This window comes from Achromobacter sp. SIMBA_011, assembly GCF_046535435.1.
GTDB classification, from domain to species: Bacteria; Pseudomonadota; Gammaproteobacteria; order Burkholderiales; family Burkholderiaceae_B; genus Achromobacter; species Achromobacter dolens.
The window spans coordinates 172,707-193,951 of sequence record NZ_JAWRWN010000003.1 but is presented as its reverse complement, the minus strand read 5'-3'; the positions used below and the strand labels follow the sequence as shown (position 1 = coordinate 193,951).

The window sequence follows — 21,245 nt, the reverse complement described above, 5'->3', positions numbered from 1 at the left end:
TCAGTCCGGATGGGGGAGAGGGGCGGGCGGCGCGGGCCGGCCCGGTTCGGCCGCGAAGCCTGGCCCCGCGAGCGTGGCGCGCAGGGATTCGATCGCGGCGGCGGCATCGCGCAGCGCGGGGGCATCGGTCGTCACCGGCGTGGCGCCGACCGGCGCGCTTTGGATCACCGCCTGGGCCATGGCGCGCAGCGCGTCGGCCAGGCGCGCCAGTTGCGCCGGTTCGGGCGGCGGCTGTCCGGCCGGCAGCGACCAGGCAGTGTCGGAAATGGCGTTGGCGACTCGTTCCAGGGCCACTTCGACCGGCCACCAGGCCAGCGCCCGGCGGCTCACCAGGCGCGGCTCCGACAGGCCGCGCTGCAGGGCGATGCGCAGGTCCGACAGGCGCGCATAAGCCTGGGTGCGCAGGCCGTGGCGGGTGGCCGGGTCGGCCTGGAACACGGTGTTGAGATACGCGGCCAGGGTCTCGATGGCGGTGGCCACGGCCTGGTCCAGGTTGTGGCGCTCGATCCGCATCCACGGCAGGTAGCCCACCGCCAGCACGATGGCGGCGGCCACCGCGACGTCCTCCAGCCGCGCCAGCGCGATCGGCCAACTGCCGGGTTGCAGCGCGCCGATCAGCAGCATCAGGATCGGCAGCAGGATGGCGGAGAACAGGCCGTAGTTGCGGCGGATCGACCAGGGCAGCAAGGCGGCCAGCGCGGTCACGGCGACGAGGCTGGTGACGCCGCTGCGGTCCAGCGCCATCACGGTGGCGCTGATCGCCACGCCCGCCACGCTGCCGGCGCAGCTTTGCAGCGCGCGGGCGAAGACCGAGCCGAAATTGGGCTTGAACACCACCACCACGATCAGCGGCACCCAGTATGAGCGCGGCAAGGCCAGGGTGTGAGCCACCGCCTCGGCGACGACCAGGCACAGGCCGAGCCGCGCCAGGTAGCGCAGCGTGGTCGGACCGGGCCGGTAGGTGCGCGCCAGCACTCGCCATGGCGTGCGCGGGCGGGCCGGCGGCAGGGCCGGGAAAGCGTCGGGCCGCGCCGGGCCGCTGCCTTCCAGCAACGGCCGCGCCTGCTCCAGCGCGTCGGCCAGCGCGGTCGCGCCGGCCCGGCGCACGGCCGCGATGTCGTCGCCCGGCGCCAGCGGCGTGGCGTTCTCGACGTGGTCGGCCAGCCGGTTCATGGCCCGCGCGCACTCGGGCGGCAGTACCCGGCCGGCCCGCGCCAGCGCCAGCGCCGCGTCCGACAGCGGCGTGCAGGCCTGCAACTGCGCGGCCAGCCGGGCCAGCCGCGGCGAGGGGCCGGCGGCGCGGCGCCGGGCCGCCAGCACCGTGTCGTAGGCGCCGGCCATGGCGGCTTCCATGTCGCGCCGCGCCGTCATGATGCGCGAGGTGCCAATGGCGGCGAACATGGCCGCCAGCTTGCGATAGGCCAGCGCCACCGCCGCCCGTTCCGGCGCGATCGGGTTCACCACCCAGCCCAGCAGGGTCAGCGCCAGGCCGAACAGCCCGCCCGCGCCCACCAGCGCCGGCGGCAGCCAGGGCGGCAGCGGCGACGTCAGGCTGGCGCCGACGATCACGTAGGTGGCGAATTGCAGCGTGGCGACGGCGGCGATGTTATTGAAGGTGCCGACCAGGCTGGCCAGCAGCACCAGCAGCGTCATGCCGGCGACGCTGAACAGGCCGTGGCCGGCCAGCAGCGTGCCCAGGAAGTAACCCAGCGCGCCGCCGAACACGGTGCTGCCGATGGATAGCGCGCGGTTGCGGTAGGGGCCGCCGTTGTCGCCGGTGATGGCGGGCAGCGCGCCCAGCGCCACCAGCGCGGCCGCCGCGCTCTGGTCGAGCAGCAGGCCGGCGGCGGTCGGCAGGCCGATGGCCAGCGCGGCGCGCAGCGCCACCCAGCGGCTGACCGGCGACGGTTCCATGTGCGCCAGGCTCATGAGCCAGCGCATGTTGGAGGCGCGCGCGCGGCGGTTTTCGCGGGAGGCGGCTGAGTGCGGCACGGCGGTCCCGGGCCGGTTAACCCTGGCCCTTGATCAGCGGCGCTTCCTGCGGCGCGGCCAGGCGGAAATAATCGGCGGTGGCCATCAGGATGGACGCGTCGAGACGGCCGGCGTTGAACACGATTTCATCGTGACGCTGGCGCAGGGTGGGATCCACCAGCAGGTGCAGGTCGGGGTTGAAGCTGAAGGGCGGGATCGCGCCGATCTCGCAGCCGGTCAGCTCGCGCGCCAGGTCCTGCGAGGCCAGCGAGGCCTTCTTGCCGCCCGCGGCGCGGGCGATGGCGTCCAGGTCGGCCTGCTGGTCGGCGGGGAACACCGCCAGCACGTTCCGGCGCTGGTTGGATGAGATCTTGACGCGGCAGACCAGCGCCTTGGCGCCCTGGCTGACGGCGGTGCCGCGCACGGCGGCGACTTCCACGGAGCGGCCGGCGGCGGGGTGGGAGATGAGGCGGTAGCGGGCCTGGTGCTCGGTCAGCAGGGCCTGCAGGCGGTCGTAGACTTCCATGGCGGGAAATGGTGGGTTGGCAAGGCCGGCGCCGGGGATCCGGCGGGCCATGCCGCATGATACGCCGCCACCGGGCCGGCGGCGCGGGCTAGATGTCGCCAGTGAAGGCGTAGCCCCAGCCCCAGACGGTACGAATCGGCAATTCCATGTCGGTCTCCTGCGCCTTGCGGCGCAGCCGGCTGACCACGACGTCCGTGCGGCGCACGGATTCGCGGCCGGCCTGCGGATCGCCGGGCGGCACGTCGCCGCGCGGCAGGCGCTTGTCGGGGCTGGTGGTCAGCTTGAGCAGGAAGTCGCGTTCGGCCTGGGTCAGCGGCAGGCGCGTGCCGCGCGGGCTGACCAGGGTCCAGGCGGCATCCTGGAACTGCCATTTGCCGGTGGCCTCGGCGGGGGCGGCGGCGGCCGGGCGCGCCTCGGCGTCGGCCGGCCGGCGACCGCTCACGGGCACGCGGCGCACCAGCGCCTGCAGCGCGGCGGCGATCTCGGCGGTGGCCACGTCGGGCGGAAAGCAGGCGTCGGCGCCGCAGTGCAGGCCGAGGATGCGGTTTTCAGGCGAATCGAAGGTCGAGACGGCGACGATGCCGGCGGTGGTGTCCATGGCGCGCAGGCCGGCGACGGCCATGCACAGATCGGTCAGCTCGGCTTCCATCACAAGCAGCGGCGTGCGGCGCGCCTGGAACAGGCGGAACAGGCCATTGGAGTCCTCGCATCCGCGCGGCGAGAAGCCCATGCCCGCCAGCGCGTCGCAGCGGCGTGCGCGTTGGTGGGCATCGGGTGAGAAGACGATCAGGTCTAGTAAGTCATTCATGAATCGTTGTCGGGATCAGTGCAGCTTCAGCGCATGCATGATGCATCGGATACAACGGATTCCTAAACGTCGCACAACGCCACTTTCTGACCCGAATTCTCGGACATGACCGGGCAATGTATGTATTGGCGCGGGTTTGCGGGCTAGCGGGCGGGAGTGGCCAGACTGTCCGGCGGCTCGTTCCACCAGCCGCCGCCCAGCGCCTGCAGCAAGGCGGCGGTGTCCGCGTAGCGCGCCGCGTCGGCTGCGCCGCGGGCGATGCGCGTCTGCAGCAACTGGCGCTGGCTGTCCAGCAGGGCCAGGTGGCTGATGCCGCCGGCCTGGTAGCGCGCGTCAGCGATGCGCGCGGCGTCGTCGGCGCGACGCCAGGCGGTGTCGTAGGCGTCATACGCCCGGGCGTCGGCCTGCACCGCGCGCAGCGCGTCGGCCACCTGGCGGAAACCATCTAGCACGGTCTGCCGATAACCGGCCGCCGCCGCCTCGTAGGCGGCCTCGGCCGAACGCTTGCGGGCGCGCAGTTCGCCGCCATGGAACAGCGGTTGCGCCAGGCCCAGGCCCAGGTTCCAGACATTGACGCCATCGGTGATATCGCCGGCCCGGGTGCGTTGCGAACCGAAGCTGGCGGTCAGGGTGAAGCGCGGGTATTGGTTGGCGGTGGCCACGCCGACGTTGGCCGAGGCCTGGTGCAGCAGGGCCTCGGCGGCCAGGATGTCGGGCCGCTGGCGGGTCAGCGCCGACGGCACCCCGGTGGGAATCTCGGCCGGCAGCGCCAGGTCGGCCAGGCGCAGCGGCGGCGCCTGCCAGGCGGCGGGCGGCTGGCCCAGGTAGGTGGCCAACTGGTGCGTGGCCTGGGCCAGTTGGTATTCCAGCGGCGGCACGGTCGCGGCGGTCTGCGCCAGCAGCAGTTCCTGGTTGCGCAGGTCGGCCTCGGCGATGCCGCCGGCCCGCAGGCGCTGCGCCATGATGTCGCGCTGGCGCTGCTGGGCCGCCAGCAGCTCGCGGGTGTCGGCCAGGCGCGCGGCCAGGTCGGCCTGGCGGATGGCGGTGGTCACGACGTTGGCGGCCAGCGTCATGCGCGCGGCCTGCAGTTCGTGCGACTGGTAGTCGACCTGCGCCGCCAGCCCCTCCAGCGCGCGGTGGTTGCCGCCGAACACATCGAGCGTGTAGGACACGTCAATCGATGCGTTGTAGAGCGTGAACGGCGCGGGCTGCTCGGTCACCGGCACGCCGTAGGCGGAAGGATCGACCTTCTGCCGGGTGGCCGACAGGTTGGCGTCGACGGCCGGCAGCAGGCGGCCGCCGGTTTCCGCGTTCAGATCCTCGCCGGCCTGGCGCAGCCGGGCGCGGGCCTGTTCCAGGGTCGGGCTGGCCTCCAGCGCCTGCCGCACCAGCGTGTCCAGCGCATTGGAGCGGAACAGGCGCCACCATTGGGCCGGGATGTCGGCGCCGGTGAGGCGCGGTTGGGCGCCGCTGGCGGGGGCGGCGCTGTCGGTCGGCGACGTGTAGGCGGCGACCGGCGGCGTGGCGGGTCGCTCGAAGTCCGGTCCGACGGCGCAGCCGGGCAACAGGGCGCAGGCGGCCACGAGCGCGGCGCGGCGGGCGAAGGGCAGGTGGGGGCGGGGCATGGCGGCCTTCAATCCAGGGTGCGGCGGTAGAACTTCACGGCGGCGGTCATGACGACCACGGTGAACAGCAGCATGGGCCAGATGGAGGGCCACAGGTCCCACCAGCCGTTGCCCTTGAGCAGGATGCCGCGGATCAGCCGGTTGAAGTGCGTCAGCGGCAGCAGGTTGCCCAGGTACTGCGCCCATTTGGGCATGCCCAGGAACGGGAACATGAAACCGGACAACAGCATGTTGGGCAGGAAATAGAACATCGTCAGTTGCATCGCCTGCAACTGGTTCTGCGCCAGCGACGACAGCGTGATGCCGACGGTCAGGTTGGCGGCCACGAAGATCAGCGCGCCCAGGTACACCGTCACCAAACTGCCCAGGAACGGCACGTGGAACACGAAATACGCCGCCAGCAGGATGATGGTGGACTGGATCAGGCCGATGGCGATGTAGGGCACGATCTTGCCCGTCATCACCTCCAGCGGCCGCACCGGCATGGCCAGCAGGTTTTCCATGGTGCCGCGCTCGCGTTCGCGCGTCATGGCCAGGCCGGTCATCATCACCAGCGTCATGGTCAGGATCACGCCCATCAGGCCGGGCACGGTGTTGTATTGCGAGATCTGTTCTTCGTTGTAGAGCTGGTGCACGCGCACGTCGAACGGCGGTTGGCCGCCGGCCAGGTGCGCCAGCGGGCCGGTCAGGTCCTTGCGCGCCACCGCCTGCGCCAGTTGGGTGGCCGAGCCGATCGCCAGCCCCGTGGCCATCGGGTCGGTGGCGTCGGCCTCGATCAGCAGCGCCGGCCGCTCGCCGCGCAGCAACTGGCGCGAGAAGTCCGGTGGAATGGTCAGCACGAACAGCACCCGGCCCTGCGCCAGCGCGGCGCGGCCGGCCTCTTCGTCGGGCAGGGTCTCGACGATGTCAAAGTAGTCGGACGCGGTCATCGCCGCCACGAAGCTGCGGGTGAACGGACTGTGGTCGGCCACGATGACGGCGGTCGGCAGTTGCTTGGGGTTGGTGTTGATGGCGTAGCCGAACAGCGCCAGTTGCATGATCGGGATGCCGACGATCATGCCGAAGGTGATGCGGTCGCGCCGCAGTTGCAGGAATTCCTTGAGCACCATGCTCCACCAGCGCGACCACGAGAAACCCTCCAGGTGGCGTCTCATGCCGCGCTCGCGTAGTTGTCGTCGGAGTGGTTCATCAGGTAGATGAAGACATCCTCCAGGCTGGTGTCGATGCGTTCCAGGCGCAGGTCCTGGCCGGCCACGACGTCTCGCAAGGTGCGTTCGAGCACGGCGGCGTCGCGGCCGCTGATGTGCAGCGCGGTGCCGAAGGCCACGGTCTGGTCCACCCCCGGCGCGCCCCGCAGCCGCTGCGCCAGCGGCACCAGGTCATGGCCATGGATGGCCCAGGTGGTCAGGCGCTGCTGGGCGATGACTTCGTCGGCGGTGCCCTGGATCAGCAGCTTGCCGTACGAGATGTAGGCCAGCTTGTGGCAGCGCTCGGCCTCGTCCATGTAGTGGGTGCTGACCAGCACCGAAATGCCGCGCGCGGCCAGCTCGTGCAACTGTTCCCAGAAGTCGCGCCGCGCGGTCGGGTCGACGCCGGCGGTGGGCTCGTCCAGCAGCAGCAGGCGCGGCTCGTGCAGCAGGCAGGCGGCCAGCGCCAGGCGCTGCTTCCAGCCGCCGGACAGCGCGCCGGTGAGCTGGTTGGCGCGGGTCTGCAGGCCCAGGTCCTCGAGCGCGCGGTCAACGGTCTCGCGGCGGTTCGGCATGCCGTACATGCGGGCCACGAAGTCCAGGTTCTCGCGGATGGTCAGGTCGTCCCAGTACGAGAACTTCTGCGTCATGTAGCCGACGTGGCGCTTGATCTCGGCGCTGTCCTGGAGGATGTCGTAGCCCAGGCAGGTGCCGCTGCCCGAGTCGGGCGTGAGCAGGCCGCACATCAGGCGGATGCTGGTGGTCTTGCCGCTGCCGTTGGGGCCGAGAAAGCCGAAGATCTCGCCTTCGCGCACTTGCAGCGAAACGTCGTTGACCACGTGCTTGTTGCCGAAGTGCTTGTTCAGGCCGTGCACGTCGATGACGTAGCCGGGCTCGGCGGCGGGGCGGGCGGGGGCGCCGTTCATTGCAGCGCGGCCTCGACCGGCTGGCCCGGATGCAGCCGCGTGGCCGCATCCGGCGCGGGGCGGGCCTCGACCATGTAGACCAGCTTGCCGCGCGTTTCGCGGCTGTAGATCACCGGCGGCGTGTACTCGGCCTGCGGCGAGACGTAGTCGATGCGCACCGGCACGGGGTCGCCGCAGCCGTCGCAGCGCACGGTGGCCTGCTGCCCGGGTTTGAGCGCGCCGACCACGGTTTCGGGCACGAAGAAGCGCACCTTGATGTTGCCGGGCGGCAGCAGGCTGACCACCGGGCTGCCGGCCGGCACCCATTCGCCCACGCGGTACAGCGTGTCGAAAACGAGGGCGGCGGTGGGCGCCGCCAGGCGTTTCTGCGCCAGGGTCCAGTCGGCCTGCGCCAGCGTCGCGCGCGCCGCCTCGACCTGGGCGGCCTGGGCGCGGCGCTGGTCCTGGCGGCCGGGCAGGTTGGCCACTTCCAGTTGGGCGCGCAGCTCGCGCACCCGGGCCGCGTCCGACCGGGCCTGCTCGCGGCTGTCGTCCAGTTGCGCCCGCGCCACGCCACCGGCGCGGAACTGCGCGGTGTCGCGCGCCAGTTGCGCCGCCGAGCGCCGGCTGGCGGCCTCGGCCTGGGCCAGTTGGGCGCGGGCGACATCGACCTCGGGCGGCCGCTTGCCGGTGGCGATGTCTTCCAACTGCGCGCTGGCCGCCGCCAACTGCGCGCCGGCTTGGTCGCGCGCCGCGATTTCGCGCGTCGCCTCCAGCGCGAACAGCGGCGCGGCGGCGGCGACTTGCTGACCGCGCTGCACCGACAGCGTGTCGAGCCGGCCGGCCTCGGACGAGGCGATGTAGAGATACTCGCCCTCGACGTAGCCCTGGTAGACGGCATCGTCGCGCTTGCCGCAGGCGGCCAGCAGCGACAGGCCGAGCGCGGCGGCGACGGGCAGGGCATAGCGCGGGAGGGAAGGGGTGCGCATGGTCAGCGTCCTGTGGCGGGCGGTTCGGTGGTGGCGGCCGGCTTGGCGCGCCGGGTCCGCTGTGCCGGCGCGGCGGGCGTGCCGGGGGCCTCGGGCGCCGGGGCCGGCGGGGAAAACAGCCCGCCAGTGAGCATGGCGATGGCGTGCGCGGCAATGGCGTCGTGGTCGATGGCCTGGACCTGCGGATCGTTCTGCCAGATGCGGCGCCACAGGCTGGACGTGGCCAGCGGCAGCAGCGTCAGGCCCAGGATCGACAGGAACACCAGCCGCGGCTCCACGCCCGGGGTGATGGCGCCGGCGCGCTGGCTGTCGGCGATCAGGCCGGCGAACACCTGCAGGCGCTGGGCCGGCAGGTGGCGCAGCACGCGCTCGCGCAACTGGCCGCCTTCGTTGACGACCTCGTGCATCCACAAGGACGGCAGCCAGGGGCGGTCGGTGCCGCAGCGCACGATGCGCGAGACGATCTCGGTGATGACGATGCGCGCCGTGTCGGCCGAACCGTCCAGGCGCCGCGCCGTCTGCGGCACCGGGCTCCAGACGTAGCCGATGACCGGCACCACGCGTTCCAGCACCACCGCGTCCAGCAACTGGTCGCGGCTCTTGAAGTAGTAGTGCAGCATGGCCGAGGTGAACCCGGCGCGTTCGGCGATGTGGGCCAGGCGGGTGGCGGCCACGCCCTGGGTGGCGAACAGGCCGGTGGCGATGTCCAGCAACCGGTCGCGCACGGCGGCGCTGTCGGGGCGGACGGGGCGGCCGGGACGGCGCGCGGGGGATGGCTTGGCAGGCATGAGGCAGATTCTAATTAAATACTTAATTAATTAAAAGGGCAGCGGCTGGCAGGGTTGGCGGGCGGGCCGGCCGGCGGAGGTGGTGTAATGAGCTGATCGGAACAGAAGGAGTCAGCACGCCATGCCGCAATCGTCCTCCCTCAACCGCCGCATCGTCCTGGCCTCGCGGCCAAGCGGCGAACCCGCCGACAGCGATTTCCGCCTGGAAACCGGCGCGGTCCCCGAACCCGGGCCGGGCCAACTGCTGCTGCGCACGGTCTATCTTTCCCTCGATCCCTACATGCGCGGCCGCATGAGCGACGCGCCTTCGTACGCCGAGCCGGTGCAGGTCGGCCAGCCCATGGTGGGCGGCACCGTGGCCCGGGTGGTGGCCTCGCGCCACGCCGACTATCCGGTGGGCGAGTGGGTGCTGTCCCAGTCCGGCTGGCAGGACTACGCCGTCTCCGACGGCAGCGGCCTGCTCAAGCTGGGTTCGGCGCCCGAGCGTCCGTCGTATTCGCTGGGCGTGCTGGGCATGCCGGGCTTCACCGGCTACATGGGCCTGCTGGACATCGGCCAGCCCAAGGCCGGCGAAACCGTGGTGGTGGCCGCCGCCAGCGGCGCGGTCGGCGCGGTGGTGGGCCAGTTGGCCAAGATCCACGGCTGCAAGGCGGTGGGCATCGCCGGCGGCCCCGACAAGTGCCGCTACGTGGTCGAGGAACTGGGCTTTGACGCCTGCATCGACCACCGCGATCCGGCCATGGCCAACCTGCTGGCCAAGGCGGTGCCGCAGGGCATCGACGTGTATTTCGAGAACGTCGGCGGCGCGGTGTTCGACGCCGTGCTGCCGCTGCTCAATCCGCGCGCGCGGGTGCCGGTGTGCGGCCTGATCTCGGCCTACAACGCCACCAGCCTGCCCGACGGCCCCGACCGCCTGCCGCTGCTGATGCGCACCATCCTGACCAAGCGCATCAAGATGCAGGGCTTCATCATCTTCAACGAATACGCGCCGCGTTTCGGCGAGTTCCGCGCGGCCATGCAGGAGCTGCTGCGCGACGGCCGCATCAAGTACCGCGAAGACGTGGTCGATGGCCTGGAGAACGCGCCGCGCGGGCTGATGGGCCTGCTCAAGGGCGAGAACGCCGGCAAGCGCATCGTGCGCGTCGGGCCGGATGAATAGGAACGCAACATGAGGAGCGCAACATGAATATCCTGATCGTGCTGACTTCCCACGACACGCTGGGCGACACCGGCCGCAAGACCGGCTTCTGGCTGGAGGAGTTCGCCGCGCCGTACTACGCCTTCCTGGACGCGGGCGCCACGCTGACGCTGGCCTCGCCGCAGGGCGGGCAGCCGCCGCTCGATCCCAAGAGTGACGATCCCGACGCCCAGACCGATGACACGCGCCGCTTCCGCCAGGATGCCGAGGCGCAGCGGCGCCTGGCCAGCACACGCCGGCTGGCCGAGGTGCAGGCCGCCGATTACGACGCGGTGTTCTATCCCGGCGGCCACGGCCCGCTATGGGACCTGGCCGAAGACCCCAAGTCGGTGGCGTTGATCGAGACCATGCTGGCGGCGGGCAAGCCCGTGGCGGCGGTCTGCCACGCGCCGGGCGTGCTGCGCCACGCCAAGACCGCCGACGGCAAGCCGCTGGTGCAGGGCCGCCAGGTGACCGGCTTTTCCAACACGGAAGAGGCGGCGGTACAGTTGACCGCCGTCGTGCCATTCCTGGTGGAAGACGAGCTGGCGCTGTTGGGCGGCCTCTACAGCAAGGGCGCCGACTGGCAACCGCACATCGTCTCCGATGGCCTCTTGATCACCGGGCAGAATCCGGCATCGTCGGTCGGCGTGGCGCAGGCGCTGCTGGAACGCCTGCGGGCCTGAACGCAAGGCGGGGCATGGTTACGGGCGTTCACGTCCAGGGGCGCGGCGTGTTGTCGGAACGGTACGTGCTTGTGTCAGAATTGATACTTTCTGACACAGGCGCGCGGTTCCGTTGCAATCGCGCGCGCCAAGACCGATGCCTCCAGATGTCCCCCCAAGCGCGCCCGCCGCGCAGGCCGCAGGATCCTGTGAAGCGGCGCTGTTCGCCGCGATGCAGGCCCGCGACGCCGCCACCGGCCGCCATTGCCACCGCGTCGTCGCGCTGAGCGTGGCGCTGGCGCGGGCCTGCGGCCTGAACGAAGATGACCAACACGCCGTGGCCGTGGCCGCCCGCCTGCATGACGTGGGCAAGATCGGCACCCCCGATCGCGTGCTGTTCTCGCCCAAGCGCCTCGAAAAAGAGGATTGGGAAATCATGAAGTCGCACGCCGCCGTGGGCGCGGACATCATCCTGCACAGCAACATGCCCCAGCGCGAGCGCATCGCGCTGGCGGTGCGCCATCATCACGAGCATTTCGACGGCTCGGGCTATCCCGACGGACTCGCGGGGCACGACATCCCGCTGCACGCGCGCATCATTTCGCTGGCCGATTCCTACGATGCGCTGGGCGACGCGCGGCCCTATCATCCGGCGCGCACGCACGCCGAGATCATGCGCATCCTCAACCGCGAGGCCGGGGCCAAGTGCGATCCGGACCTGCTGCGCGTGTTCGAGACCATGATCCAGTCCAGTCCGCTGCGCGTGCCCTAGGGCCTGTTTTCCCTGCAAGGCGCCTTGCACAGGCTCCGGCGCCATGCGACAACGCCGCGCCATGCCGGCGCGGCGTTGCGGGTGCGGACAATCACGGCGCGCCCCGGGCGCGCGGCTTCAGCGCGTCGATTGTCGGCGCGTCACTTTTCAGCGCGTCATTTCAGGCGGTAGTGCGCGGCGACGCCGGCCAGTTCCTGCAGCGTGCGCTGCTGCCAGGCGGCGTCGTGGCCCAGTTCCTCGGCCAGGATGCGGGCCACTTCGGGCGCGGCCAGCATGGCGGCCTCTGCGTCCAGGAACAGCGCGCGGTTGCGGCGCGCCAGCACGTCCTCGGCGCTGCGCGCCAGTTCGAAGCGCGCGGCGAAGCGCACGTGGGCTTCGGACAGGCCGCTGCTCTTGACCAGCATGCGCTCGGCGCCGGGCAGGGCCTTGAGCGTGGCCAGGTCGCTGCCGTAGTAGCTGTCCGGCGTGCCGGCGTGTTCCTGCGACGGCGCCAGGCCGTTGGCGCCATGCAGCGCCAGCGACTCGGTGCGGCAACTGGCCTGCGTCAGCAACTGGTGCTGGATGGCGGTGTCGACCACGTCCTGCGCCATGCGGCGGTAGGTGGTCCACTTGCCGCCCGTGACCGTCACCAGCCCGGCCTGCGACACCAGGATGGTGTGCTCGCGCGACAGCGATTTGGTGGCGGCGTCGCCGGTGGCCTTGACCAGCGGCCGCAGGCCCGCCCAGACACTGGTGACGTCGTCGCGGGTCGGCTTGCGGCTGAGATAGCGCGCGGCGGTGCTCAGGATGAAATCGACGTCCTGGGCGCCGGCTTCCGGATCCAGCGGCAGGTCGTTGCGCGGCGAGTCGGTGGTGCCGACGATGGTGTGGCCGTTCCATGGCACCACGAACAGCACGCGGCCGTCGTCGGTCTTGGGGATCAGGATGGCGCGCTTGCCGGGCAGGAAGTCGTGCGGCAGCGTCAGGTGCACGCCCTGGCTGGGCGCCACCATGGTGGGCGCGTTCTTGTCTTCCATGCGGCGCACGCTGTCGACCCAGACGCCGGTGGCGTTGATGACGCAGCGAGCGCGCAAGGTGAAGCTGGCGCCGCCCAGCGCGTCCTGCGCCGTGACGCCGTCGACCTTGCCGCCGGTGGTGGTCAGGCCGGTGGCGCGCACGTAGTTGACCGCCGTGCCGCCCAGGTCGAACAGGGTGCGCATCAGGCTCAGCGCCAGGCGCGCGTCGTCGAATTGGCCGTCGTAGTACAGCACGCCGCCCTTCAGGCCGCGGCCGTTGACGTTCTCGGCCAGCGTCGGCGCGTTGGCCAGCGTGTCGCGGCGCGACAGCCAGCGGCTGGGCGACAGGTTGAGCTTGCCGGCCAGCATGTCGTACATCTTCAGGCCGATGCCGTAGAAGGGCTGGTCCAGCAGGTTGTAGGCCGGCACCACGAAGCCCAGGGGCCACACCAGGTGCGGCGCGTTGCGGTTGAGCAGGCCGCGTTCGTGCAGCGCTTCGCGCACCAGGCTGATGTTGCCCTGCGCCAGGTAGCGCACGCCGCCGTGCACCAGCTTGGTGGCCTTGCTGGAGGTGCCCTTGGCGAAGTCGGCGGCCTCGATCAGCAGGGTGCGGTAGCCGCGGCTGGCGGCGTCGACGGCGGTGCCCAGGCCGGTGGCGCCGCCGCCGATGACGATCACGTCCCAGGCGGGCGTGTTGTCCAGTTGCGCCAGCAGGCGGTTGCGGTCGGGCGGGGTGACGGTGGCGAGCGGTTGGTTCATATGCGTGGGGCGGCGGGGCCGCTAGGGTTCGGTGCGGTGTTCGTTTCTTTTCGTGCCGGCCGGGCGCGGCGCTAGCGCCGTGCCGCGGGCCGGGTCAAGCCGGTCAGGCGGGTACCTTGGCCGCGTTCGGCGCGGCGGCCACTTCGCAGCGCACGCCGGCGTCCAGCAGCACTTGCGCCAGCGGTTCCTGCGGATGCGCGTCGGTGAAGAAGCGGTCGATCTGCGAGATGTGCGCCAGTTCCACCATGGCCTGGCGCTTGAATTTGCTGCTGTCGGCCGCCAGCCATACTTCGCGCGACTGTTCGATGATGGTGCGGGACACGCGCACTTCGCGGAAGTCGTAGTCGCGCAGCGTGCCGTCGGACTCGATGCCGGAAATGCCGATCAGGCCGATGTCGACCCGGAACTGGCGGATGAAGTCCATGGTGGCCTCGCCGACGATGCCGCGGTCGCGCGAACGCACCACGCCGCCGGCGACGATGACTTCGCAATCCGGGTTGTCGGAAAGGATGTCGGCCACGTGCAGGTTGTTGGTGATGACGCGCAGGCCGCGATGGCGCAGCAGGGCGCGGGCGATGGCCTCGGTGGTGGTGCCGATGTTCAGGATCAGCGAGCAGCCGTCGGGCACGGCGCGGGCCACGGCCTCGGCGATGCGTTGCTTGCCGGCCGCGTGCAGCCCCTGGCGCTTGCGGTAGGCGATGTTCTCGATGGTCGACGCTTCGATGCGCACGCCGCCGTGGAAGCGCGACAGCAGGCCGGCTTCGGACAGGATGTTGACGTCGCGCCGCACGGTCTGCAGCGTGACGTCGAAGCGTTTGGCCAGCTCTTCGATCGTGGCCGAGCCCTGGGCCCGCACCATTTCGATCAAGGCGCTTTGTCTGGGATTGAGTGTCATGTTGGCGTATGGAGTGTCACAGTCGCATCATAAAACAACAAAAGCGAAAAATAATGACGCGCTGCAAGATTGTATTTTTTTCGCTTCTTGAGTAAAACGCACAAAAAACGAAAGCGATCTGAAAGAAAAACCCGAACCGGCGCGTTCTTGCGCGCTCGCAGGGCCGCTGTACCCGATGTACCGAAGTCCGGTTGATAAACCGGGGACGTATTAAAGGCAGAGGAGACCAGATGCAGCTGACCCTGGACAGGATTGCGTTGCGAGCCGGCTCGCAGACGCACCTGTATCCCATGAGCCTGGCCCCGGTGCCAGGCGCCATGACCGTGTTGCTGGGGGTGACCCTGGCAGGCAAGACATCGCTGATGCGCATCATGGCCGGGCTCGACCGGCCCACCGAGGGCCGGGTGCTGGCCGACGGCGCCGACGTGACCGGGGTGCCGGTGCGCCAGCGCAACGTCGCCATGGTGTACCAGCAATTCATCAACTATCCGTCCATGACGGTGTTCGACAACATCGCCTCGCCGCTCAAGCTGCGCGGCGCGTCGGGTATCGCCGACAAGGTCGGGGCCATGGCCGCGCGCCTGCACATCGACCACCTGCTGGCCCGTCATCCGTCCGAACTGTCCGGCGGGCAGCAGCAGCGGGTGGCGCTGGCGCGGGCCCTGGTCAAGGACGCGCCGCTGATCCTGCTGGACGAACCGCTGGTCAACCTGGACTACAAGCTGCGCGAGGAACTGCGCGACGAGCTCTCGGCCCTGTTCGCCGAGGGCCGCTCGACCGTGGTCTACGCCACCACCGAGCCGGGCGAAGCGTTGCTGCTGGGCGGCCACACCGCCGTGCTGGACGCGGGCGAACTGCTGCAGTACGGCCCGACCGCCGAGGTCTTTCACCGGCCCAATTCGATCCGGGTGGCGCGCGCCTTCAGCGATCCGCCCATGAACCTGTTCGCCGCGCAACGCGACGCCGCCGGCTTCACGCTGCAGGGCGGCATCGCGGTCGCGCGGCCACTGCCGCCCGGCGCGGGCGGGGCGCTCACCGCCGGCTTGCGGGCGGGCGCGTTGGACATTGCGCCGCGCCCTGGCCACATCGGCCTGGATGGCGTGGTCAAGCTGGCCGAGATCTCCGGGTCCGACACCTTCGTGCACGCCGAAACGGCCGCCGGCGACGTGGTCGCGCAATTGCCGGGCGTGCATCGCTACACGCTGGAGCAGCGCCTGACGCTGTACTTCGACCCGGCCCAGGCCTACGCCTTCGGCGCCGACGGCGCCTTGCTGGCGGCCCCCGCGCGGCCCCACGCCAGCGGAGGGATCGCCTGATGGCGCAGATCGAGCTGGACCTCTCCCATTCCTACGTCGCCAATCCCCAGGCCGACGAGGACTATGCGCTGCTGCCGCTCAAGTTCACCTTCCGCGACGGCGGCGCCTACGCCTTGCTGGGTCCCTCGGGCTGCGGCAAGACCACCTTGCTCAATTGCGTCTCGGGCCTGCTGCGTCCCTCGCACGGCCGCATCCTGTTCGACGGCCAGGATGTCACCCACAAGACGCCGCAGGCGCGCAACATCGCCCAGGTGTTCCAGTTCCCGGTGGTGTACGACACCATGACCGTGGCCGAGAACCTGGCGTTCCCGCTACGCAACCGCGGCGTGCCCGCCAAGCAGATCCGCGAGCGCGTCGGCCGCATCGCCGAGATGCTGGAGATGTCGCACGTGCTGGAGCGCCGCGCCAGCGGCCTGACGGCCGACGCCAAGCAGAAGATCTCGCTAGGGCGCGGCCTGGTGCGCAACGACGTGTCGGCGGTGCTGTTCGACGAACCGCTGACCGTGATCGACCCGCAACTGAAGTGGGAATTGCGCCGCAAGCTCAAGGAAATCCACCACGAGTTCAAGCTGACGCTGATCTACGTCACCCACGACCAGACCGAGGCGCTGACCTTCGCCGACCAGGTGATGGTGATGGCGCGCGGCCGCGCGGTGCAGGTGGGCAGCGCCGACGACCTGTTCGAGCGGCCGGCGCATACCTTCGTCGGCCATTTCATCGGCTCGCCCGGCATGAACTTCCTGCCGGCGCAATGGCGCGACGGCGGCCTGATGGTGGGCCAGCGCCGCGTCGACGGCCTGCCGGATGCGATGGCGACCCGGCTGGCCGACGCCGGCCCGGTCAAGCTGGGCGTGCGCCCGGAATACCTGCGCCTGGCCGACGCCAACGCGCCTGGCGCCATCCCGGCCACGGTCCAGCGGGTGCAGGACGTGGGCACCTACACCTTGCTGCTGGCCGACTTCGAGGGCACGCCGCTGCGCGCCCGCCTGGGCACCGACGCGGCATCCATCGCGCCCGGCGCCACGGTCTGGCTGTCGGCGCTCAATCCGCATACCTGCTTCTACCGCGACGAGGAGCTGATCCGATGAAACCGATCGATCACCGGGCCTGGTTCCTGGTCCTGCCCGTGGTGCTGTGCGTGGCGTTCTCGGCCATCCTGCCGCTGATGACCATCGTCAACTACTCGGTGCAGGACATCATTTCGCCCGAGCGCCGCGTGTTCGTCGGCACCGAATGGTTCGCCGCCGTGCTGCAGGACGAGGAACTGCACGGCGCGCTGCTGCGCCAGATCGGCTTCTCGCTGGCGGTGCTGGCCATCGAGATCCCGCTGGGCATCCTGCTGGCGCTGTCGATGCCGGCCAGCGGCTGGCGCGCCTCGGCGGTGCTGGTCATCATCGCGCTGTCGCTGCTGATCCCGTGGAACGTGGTGGGCACCATCTGGCAGGTGTTCGGCCGCACCGACATCGGCCTGCTGGGGGCGACGCTGTCGTGGCTGGGGGTGGACTACAACTACACCGGCAACGACCTCGACGCCTGGGTCACGGTGCTGGTGATGGACGTCTGGCACTGGACACCGCTGGTGGCGCTGCTGTGCTATGCCGGCCTGCGCGCCATTCCCGACGCCTATTACCAGGCCGCGCGTATCGATGGCGCCTCGCGCCTGGCGGTGTTCCGCTACATCCAGTTGCCCAAGATGCGCGGCGTGCTGATGATCGCGGTGCTGCTGCGCTTCATGGACAGCTTCATGATCTACACCGAGCCGTTCGTGCTGACCGGCGGCGGGCCGGGCAACGCCACCACCTTCCTGTCGCAGTACCTGACGCAGAAGGCCGTGGGCCAGTTCGACCTGGGTCCGGCGGCGGCGTTCTCGATCATCTACTTCCTGATCATCCTGCTGCTCTGCTTCATTCTGTACAACTGGATGCAGCGCGCCGGCACCACCGGCGGTTTCGACGAGGAGCGCGCCAATGCGTGAGCAATCGACCTGGTGGCGCGGCGCCTTCCTGGCGCTGTACCTGGTGTTCGCCATCCTGCCGCTGTACTGGATGCTGAACATGTCGTTCAAGACCAATACCGAGATCGTCAGCACCCTGACGCTGTGGCCGCGCGAGTTCACGCTGGAGCACTACCGAACCATCTTCACCGATCCGGCCTGGTATTCGGGCTACATCAACTCGCTGATCTACGTGGTCATCAACACGGTCATCTCGCTGGCGGTGGCGCTGCCGGCGGCGTACGCGTTCTCGCGCTACCGCTTCATCGGCGACAAGCACGTGTTCTTCTGGCTGCTGACCAACCGCATGACGCCGCCGGCGGTGTTCCTGCTGCCGTTCTTCCAGTTGTACAGCTCGTTCGGGCTGATGGACACGCACCTGGCGGTGGCGCTGGCGCACCTGGTGTTCAACGTGCCGCTGGCGGTGTGGATCCTGGAAGGCTTCATGTCCGGCGTGCCGCGCGAGATCGACGAGACGGCCTACGTGGACGGCTATTCGTTCCCGCGCTTCTTCCTGACGATCTTCCTGCCGCTGATCAAGTCGGGCGTGGGCGTGGCGGCGTTCTTCTGCTTCATGTTCAGTTGGGTCGAGCTGCTGCTGGCGCGCACGCTGACCTCGGTCAACGCCAAGCCCATCGTCGCCACCATGACGCGCACGGTCTCGGCCTCGGGCATGGACTGGGGCGTGCTGGCGGCGGCCGGGGTGCTGACCATCGTGCCCGGCGGCATCGTCATCTGGTTCGTGCGGCACTACATCGCGAAGGGCTTCGCGATGGGCCGGGTCTGAGGGGGGAGGGCGCCACATGTTGAGCTGGATGGTATGGACCACCCCCGTCGCCGTGTTCTTCTCCTGCATCGTGCTGATGCTGGTCGGCATGACGATCTGGGAACTGAAATCGCCCACGGTCGAGCGCAAGGGCTTCCTGCCGCTGCGCACGACCCGGGGCGACCGCCTCTTCATCGGCCTGATGGCGGCGGCCTGGCTCAACCTGGCGTTCCTGGGGTTCGGGCAGAAGGCGGTGGAATGGTTTTCGCTGGATGAGCCGCCATCGGTGTGGATCAGCTTCGTGCTGTCCATGCTGCTGCTGGCCTTCATCATGAGGAAAGGCTGACGGGGCGCAGACCCCGCGCGATATCAGCGGTTTGGAAGGACGATCGGCCAGTGTCTTCCCCGGCCAGAAGTCCGCAGCACCCCAGGGGAGGACTTATCGAGGAGACAGGTCATGAAATTGCGCATGCACGCCATGGCGGCCGCCATCGCCCTGATCGGTACGTCAGGGGCCTGGGCCGGCGAGCCGGAAGCGAAGAAGTGGGTCGATTCGGAATTCCAGCCGTCGACCCTGTCCAAGGATCAGCAGATGGCCGAGATGAAGTGGTTCATCGAGACCGCCGCCAAGCTCAAGGCCAAGGGCGTCAATGAAATCAACGTGGTGTCGGAAACCATCACCACCCACGAGTACGAGTCCAAGGTGCTGGCCAAGGCCTTCACCGAGATCACCGGCATCAAGGTCAACCACGACCTGATCCAGGAAGGCGACGTGGTCGAGAAGCTGCAGACCTCGATGCAGTCGGGCAAGTCGATCTACGACGGCTGGATCTCCGACTCCGACCTGATCGGCACCCACTATCGCTACGGCGCCATCCTGCCGCTGTCCGACTACATGGCTGGCGCGGGCAAGGAATGGACCAATCCGGGCCTGGACCTGAAGGACTTCATCGGCACCAAGTTCACCACCGCGCCGGACGGCAAGCTCTACCAGTTGCCCGACCAGCAGTTCGCCAACGTCTACTGGTTCCGCGCCGACTGGTTCGCGCGCCAGGACCTGAAGGACAAGTTCAAGGCCAAGTACGGCTACGAGCTGGGCGTGCCGACGAACTGGTCCGCCTACGAGGACATCGCCGACTTCTTCTCCAACGACGTCAAGGAGATCGACGGCAAGAAGGTCTATGGCCACATGGACTACGGCAAGAAGGATCCGTCGCTGGGCTGGCGCTTCACCGACGCGTGGCTGTCGATGGCCGGCGCCGCCGACAAGGGCCTGCCCAACGGCATGCCGGTGGACGAGTGGGGCATCCGCGTGGCCGACGACAAGTGCACGCCGGTGGGCGCCTCGGTGGCGCGCGGCGGCGCCACCAACAGCCCGGCCGCGGTCTATGCGTTGACCAAGTACGTAGACTGGATGAAGAAGTACGCGCCGCAGCAGGCCATGGGCATGACGTTCTCGGAATCCGGCCCGGTGCCGGCCCAGGGCCAGATCGCCCAGCAGATCTTCTGGTACACGGCCTTCACCGCCGACATGACCAAGAAGGGTCTGCCGGTGGTCAACGAGGACGGCACGCCCAAGTGGCGCATGGCGCCGTCGCCGTACGGTCCGTACTGGAAGGACGGCATGCAGAACGGCTACCAGGACGTGGGCTCGTGGACCTTCTTCAAGTCCACCAACCCCGACAAGATGGCCGCCGCCTGGCTCTACGCCCAGTTCGTTACGGCCAAGACGGTGTCGTTGAAGAAGTCGATCACCGGCCTGACCTTCATCCGCGACAGCGACATCCACAGCGACTACTTCAGCAAGAACGCGGCCAACTACGGCGGCCTGATCGAGTTCTACCGCAGCCCGGCGCGGGTGGCCTGGACGCCGACCGGCAACAACGTGCCCGACTATCCCAAGCTGGCGCAACTGTGGTGGAAGAACGTCGCCACCGCCGTCACCGGCGAAAAGACGCCGCAGGCCGCGATGGACAACCTTGCCAACGAAATGGACCAGGTCATGGCGCGGCTGGAGCGGGCCGGCATGGCGCAATGCGCGCCCAAGCTGAACGCCAAGGGCGATCCGAACAAGTGGCTGTCGGACCAGCACGCGCCGTGGAAGAAGCTGGCCAATGAAAAGCCCAAGGGCGAAACGGTGGCGTACGAGAAGCTGCTGGAAGCCTGGAAGGAAGGGAAGGTGCGGTAAGGCTCCGGGCGTCTGCCTGGCGCGGTTCGAAGCGCCACGGGTCGCCCGTGGCGCTTTTTCATTGCAGAAGCGTAATCCCCTCATCCGCGTTCTGTCCGCATCGCCTGGCCACCCGCTGCTGTTGGCCGAAGGCGTTCGGCCTGCCGGCCCTGTTGATGGGCAGCCCGGGCGCGGCATTCACCGGCGGGCCGCTGGCGGAATGGCTCTGGAAGGCCACGGCCCCGGCCGCCGCCCTCGATGGCTGCACGTGATCCGCGGCGGCGGCTTCATGCCGGCCGCGGCGCCGTTGTGACGCCGTCGCGCCAATACCGGTGCAGGCCCTTGATATCGCCCGAGCACAGCAGGGGCATGGCGCCGGCCAGCCTGTCCTCGGGCCAGTCCCACCACTGCATTTCCAATAGCAAGGCGATATCGTCATCGGCAAAGCGCTTCCTGATCGGCTTGGCGGGATTGCCGCCGACGATCGTGTAGGGCTCCACGTCCCGGGTGACGAGGGCGCGGCTGCCGATCACGGCGCCGTGCCCGATCGTGATGCCGGGCATGATCATGGCTTCGGAACCGATCCAGACGTCGTTGCCGATGACGGTGTCGCCGGCCTTCTGGAACGCGTCGCGTGCTTGCGCGAACGCCGGCACTTCGCTCATGTAGAAGAACGGGAACGACGACGCCCAGTCGTACCGATGGCCCTGGTTGCCCGCCATGATGAAGGCGGCGCCCGAGCCGATGGAGCAGAAGCTGCCGATGATCAGTTGATCCACATCGTCGCGGTCCGGCATGAGGTAGCGCGCGCAGTCGTCGAACGAATGGCCGTGGTAGTAGCCGGAATAGTAGCTGTAGCGGCCGACCTTGATGTTCCTGTTGGTGACGTCGTCGGAGAGCAGCTTGCCTTTGAAGGGGCTTTCGAAGTGATTGGTCATGGC

At 69.4% G+C, this 21,245-nt stretch carries 20 protein-coding genes; 9 read left to right on the top strand and 11 right to left on the bottom strand.

Going from position 1 to position 21,245, the window contains the following annotated elements:
• The 8 genes from SB816_RS13960 to SB816_RS13925 all read right to left on the bottom strand — a co-directional run bounded on the left by SB816_RS13960 (position 1) and on the right by SB816_RS13925 (position 8,799).
• Complete coding sequence (locus tag SB816_RS13960; RefSeq protein ID WP_410547165.1) at positions 1-1,992, bottom strand: FUSC family protein; 1,992 nt, start codon at positions 1,990-1,992, stop codon at positions 1-3.
• Between the two features lie 16 nt (positions 1,993-2,008).
• A complete protein-coding gene (locus SB816_RS13955; RefSeq protein ID WP_054502731.1) occupies positions 2,009-2,497 on the bottom strand; it encodes a YbaK/prolyl-tRNA synthetase associated domain-containing protein in 489 nt (162 codons plus the stop codon).
• Between the two features lie 88 nt (positions 2,498-2,585).
• A complete protein-coding gene (locus SB816_RS13950; RefSeq protein WP_054502730.1) occupies positions 2,586-3,305 on the bottom strand; it encodes a response regulator transcription factor in 720 nt (239 codons plus the stop codon).
• Positions 3,306-3,448: 143 nt separating this feature from the next.
• Positions 3,449-4,930: an efflux transporter outer membrane subunit gene (locus tag SB816_RS13945; protein ID WP_410547164.1), complete on the bottom strand. Its 1,482-nt coding sequence runs from the start codon at positions 4,928-4,930 to the stop codon at positions 3,449-3,451.
• Positions 4,931-4,938: 8 nt separating this feature from the next.
• Positions 4,939-6,084 carry an ABC transporter permease gene (locus SB816_RS13940; RefSeq protein WP_410547163.1) on the bottom strand — a complete coding sequence of 382 codons (1,146 nt, stop codon included), beginning with the start codon at positions 6,082-6,084 and terminating at the stop codon, positions 4,939-4,941.
• Entirely contained in the window at positions 6,081-7,043 is a 963-nt protein-coding gene (locus tag SB816_RS13935) for an ABC transporter ATP-binding protein (RefSeq protein ID WP_410547162.1), read from the bottom strand. The genes SB816_RS13940 and SB816_RS13935 overlap by 4 nt, the downstream gene beginning before the upstream one ends.
• Entirely contained in the window at positions 7,040-8,011 is a 972-nt protein-coding gene (locus SB816_RS13930) for an HlyD family secretion protein (RefSeq protein WP_064523332.1), read from the bottom strand. The genes SB816_RS13935 and SB816_RS13930 overlap by 4 nt, the downstream gene beginning before the upstream one ends.
• A gap of 2 nt (positions 8,012-8,013) precedes the next feature.
• Positions 8,014-8,799, bottom strand: coding sequence for a TetR/AcrR family transcriptional regulator (locus SB816_RS13925; protein WP_410547161.1), 786 nt, complete (start codon positions 8,797-8,799; stop codon positions 8,014-8,016).
• A gap of 121 nt (positions 8,800-8,920) precedes the next feature.
• On the opposite strand from SB816_RS13925, the gene SB816_RS13920 reads away from it, so the two are divergent.
• The 3 genes from SB816_RS13920 (at position 8,921) to SB816_RS13910 (ending at position 11,413) form a co-directional block, all read left to right on the top strand.
• The gene (locus SB816_RS13920; RefSeq protein WP_064528071.1) at positions 8,921-9,958 is read left to right on the top strand and encodes an NADP-dependent oxidoreductase; all 1,038 of its coding nucleotides are present in this window, start codon (positions 8,921-8,923) and stop codon (positions 9,956-9,958) included.
• Between the two features lie 23 nt (positions 9,959-9,981).
• Positions 9,982-10,662: a type 1 glutamine amidotransferase domain-containing protein gene (locus tag SB816_RS13915; protein ID WP_054502723.1), complete on the top strand. Its 681-nt coding sequence runs from the start codon at positions 9,982-9,984 to the stop codon at positions 10,660-10,662.
• A 136-nt stretch (positions 10,663-10,798) separates the two neighbouring features.
• Positions 10,799-11,413, top strand: a complete 615-nt coding sequence (locus tag SB816_RS13910) for an HD-GYP domain-containing protein (protein ID WP_054502722.1) — start codon at positions 10,799-10,801, stop codon at positions 11,411-11,413.
• A 155-nt stretch (positions 11,414-11,568) separates the two neighbouring features.
• Here SB816_RS13910 and SB816_RS13905 read toward each other — a convergent pair whose 3' ends face one another.
• Both SB816_RS13905 and SB816_RS13900 read right to left on the bottom strand, forming a co-directional pair.
• Positions 11,569-13,167 (bottom strand): glycerol-3-phosphate dehydrogenase/oxidase, encoded by a 1,599-nt coding sequence (locus SB816_RS13905; protein WP_054502721.1) that lies wholly within the window; start codon positions 13,165-13,167, stop codon positions 11,569-11,571.
• A 103-nt stretch (positions 13,168-13,270) separates the two neighbouring features.
• Entirely contained in the window at positions 13,271-14,062 is a 792-nt protein-coding gene (locus SB816_RS13900) for a DeoR/GlpR family DNA-binding transcription regulator (RefSeq protein ID WP_049073416.1), read from the bottom strand.
• Positions 14,063-14,292: 230 nt separating this feature from the next.
• On the opposite strand from SB816_RS13900, the gene SB816_RS13895 reads away from it, so the two are divergent.
• The 6 genes from SB816_RS13895 (at position 14,293) to SB816_RS13870 (ending at position 20,325) form a co-directional block, all read left to right on the top strand.
• The gene (locus SB816_RS13895) at positions 14,293-15,378 is read left to right on the top strand and encodes an ABC transporter ATP-binding protein (protein WP_410547160.1); all 1,086 of its coding nucleotides are present in this window, start codon (positions 14,293-14,295) and stop codon (positions 15,376-15,378) included.
• Positions 15,378-16,466: an ABC transporter ATP-binding protein gene (locus tag SB816_RS13890; RefSeq protein WP_116793180.1), complete on the top strand. Its 1,089-nt coding sequence runs from the start codon at positions 15,378-15,380 to the stop codon at positions 16,464-16,466. The genes SB816_RS13895 and SB816_RS13890 overlap by 1 nt, the downstream gene beginning before the upstream one ends.
• The gene (locus SB816_RS13885) at positions 16,463-17,353 is read left to right on the top strand and encodes a carbohydrate ABC transporter permease (protein WP_006385278.1); all 891 of its coding nucleotides are present in this window, start codon (positions 16,463-16,465) and stop codon (positions 17,351-17,353) included. The genes SB816_RS13890 and SB816_RS13885 overlap by 4 nt, the downstream gene beginning before the upstream one ends.
• The gene (locus SB816_RS13880; RefSeq protein ID WP_020927431.1) at positions 17,346-18,158 is read left to right on the top strand and encodes a carbohydrate ABC transporter permease; all 813 of its coding nucleotides are present in this window, start codon (positions 17,346-17,348) and stop codon (positions 18,156-18,158) included. Before SB816_RS13885 ends, SB816_RS13880 begins: the two co-directional genes overlap by 8 nt.
• Before the next feature lie 16 nt (positions 18,159-18,174).
• Positions 18,175-18,483, top strand: a complete 309-nt coding sequence (locus tag SB816_RS13875) for a DUF2160 domain-containing protein (protein ID WP_064528077.1) — start codon at positions 18,175-18,177, stop codon at positions 18,481-18,483.
• Between the two features lie 111 nt (positions 18,484-18,594).
• Positions 18,595-20,325 carry an ABC transporter substrate-binding protein gene (locus SB816_RS13870; RefSeq protein WP_054502716.1) on the top strand — a complete coding sequence of 577 codons (1,731 nt, stop codon included), beginning with the start codon at positions 18,595-18,597 and terminating at the stop codon, positions 20,323-20,325.
• 266 nt (positions 20,326-20,591) lie between these two features.
• Here SB816_RS13870 and catB read toward each other — a convergent pair whose 3' ends face one another.
• On the bottom strand, positions 20,592-21,242 hold the full coding sequence (gene catB / locus SB816_RS13865) for a type B chloramphenicol O-acetyltransferase (protein ID WP_064528087.1): 651 nt from the start codon (positions 21,240-21,242) through the stop codon (positions 20,592-20,594).
• Between the last annotated feature and the right edge of the window lie 3 nt (positions 21,243-21,245).

Bases quoted from the DNA above. Each gene is read 5' to 3' on its own strand.
- SB816_RS13955 (WP_054502731.1), bottom strand. From the start codon at position 2,497: ATGGAAGTCTACGACCGCCTGCAGGCCCTGCTGACCGAGCACCAGGCC.
- SB816_RS13950 (WP_054502730.1), bottom strand. From the start codon at position 3,305: ATGAATGACTTACTAGACCTGATCGTCTTCTCACCCGATGCCCACCAA.
- SB816_RS13945 (WP_410547164.1), bottom strand. From the start codon at position 4,930: ATGCCCCGCCCCCACCTGCCCTTCGCCCGCCGCGCCGCGCTCGTGGCC.
- SB816_RS13940 (WP_410547163.1), bottom strand. From the start codon at position 6,084: ATGAGACGCCACCTGGAGGGTTTCTCGTGGTCGCGCTGGTGGAGCATG.
- SB816_RS13935 (WP_410547162.1), bottom strand. From the start codon at position 7,043: ATGAACGGCGCCCCCGCCCGCCCCGCCGCCGAGCCCGGCTACGTCATC.
- SB816_RS13930 (WP_064523332.1), bottom strand. From the start codon at position 8,011: ATGCGCACCCCTTCCCTCCCGCGCTATGCCCTGCCCGTCGCCGCCGCG.
- SB816_RS13925 (WP_410547161.1), bottom strand. From the start codon at position 8,799: ATGCCTGCCAAGCCATCCCCCGCGCGCCGTCCCGGCCGCCCCGTCCGC.
- SB816_RS13920 (WP_064528071.1), top strand. From the start codon at position 8,921: ATGCCGCAATCGTCCTCCCTCAACCGCCGCATCGTCCTGGCCTCGCGG.
- SB816_RS13915 (WP_054502723.1), top strand. From the start codon at position 9,982: ATGAATATCCTGATCGTGCTGACTTCCCACGACACGCTGGGCGACACC.
- SB816_RS13910 (WP_054502722.1), top strand. From the start codon at position 10,799: ATGCCTCCAGATGTCCCCCCAAGCGCGCCCGCCGCGCAGGCCGCAGGA.
- SB816_RS13905 (WP_054502721.1), bottom strand. From the start codon at position 13,167: ATGAACCAACCGCTCGCCACCGTCACCCCGCCCGACCGCAACCGCCTG.
- SB816_RS13900 (WP_049073416.1), bottom strand. From the start codon at position 14,062: ATGACACTCAATCCCAGACAAAGCGCCTTGATCGAAATGGTGCGGGCC.
- SB816_RS13895 (WP_410547160.1), top strand. From the start codon at position 14,293: ATGCAGCTGACCCTGGACAGGATTGCGTTGCGAGCCGGCTCGCAGACG.
- SB816_RS13890 (WP_116793180.1), top strand. From the start codon at position 15,378: ATGGCGCAGATCGAGCTGGACCTCTCCCATTCCTACGTCGCCAATCCC.
- SB816_RS13885 (WP_006385278.1), top strand. From the start codon at position 16,463: ATGAAACCGATCGATCACCGGGCCTGGTTCCTGGTCCTGCCCGTGGTG.
- SB816_RS13880 (WP_020927431.1), top strand. From the start codon at position 17,346: ATGCGTGAGCAATCGACCTGGTGGCGCGGCGCCTTCCTGGCGCTGTAC.
- SB816_RS13875 (WP_064528077.1), top strand. From the start codon at position 18,175: ATGTTGAGCTGGATGGTATGGACCACCCCCGTCGCCGTGTTCTTCTCC.
- SB816_RS13870 (WP_054502716.1), top strand. From the start codon at position 18,595: ATGAAATTGCGCATGCACGCCATGGCGGCCGCCATCGCCCTGATCGGT.
- catB (WP_064528087.1), bottom strand. From the start codon at position 21,242: ATGACCAATCACTTCGAAAGCCCCTTCAAAGGCAAGCTGCTCTCCGAC.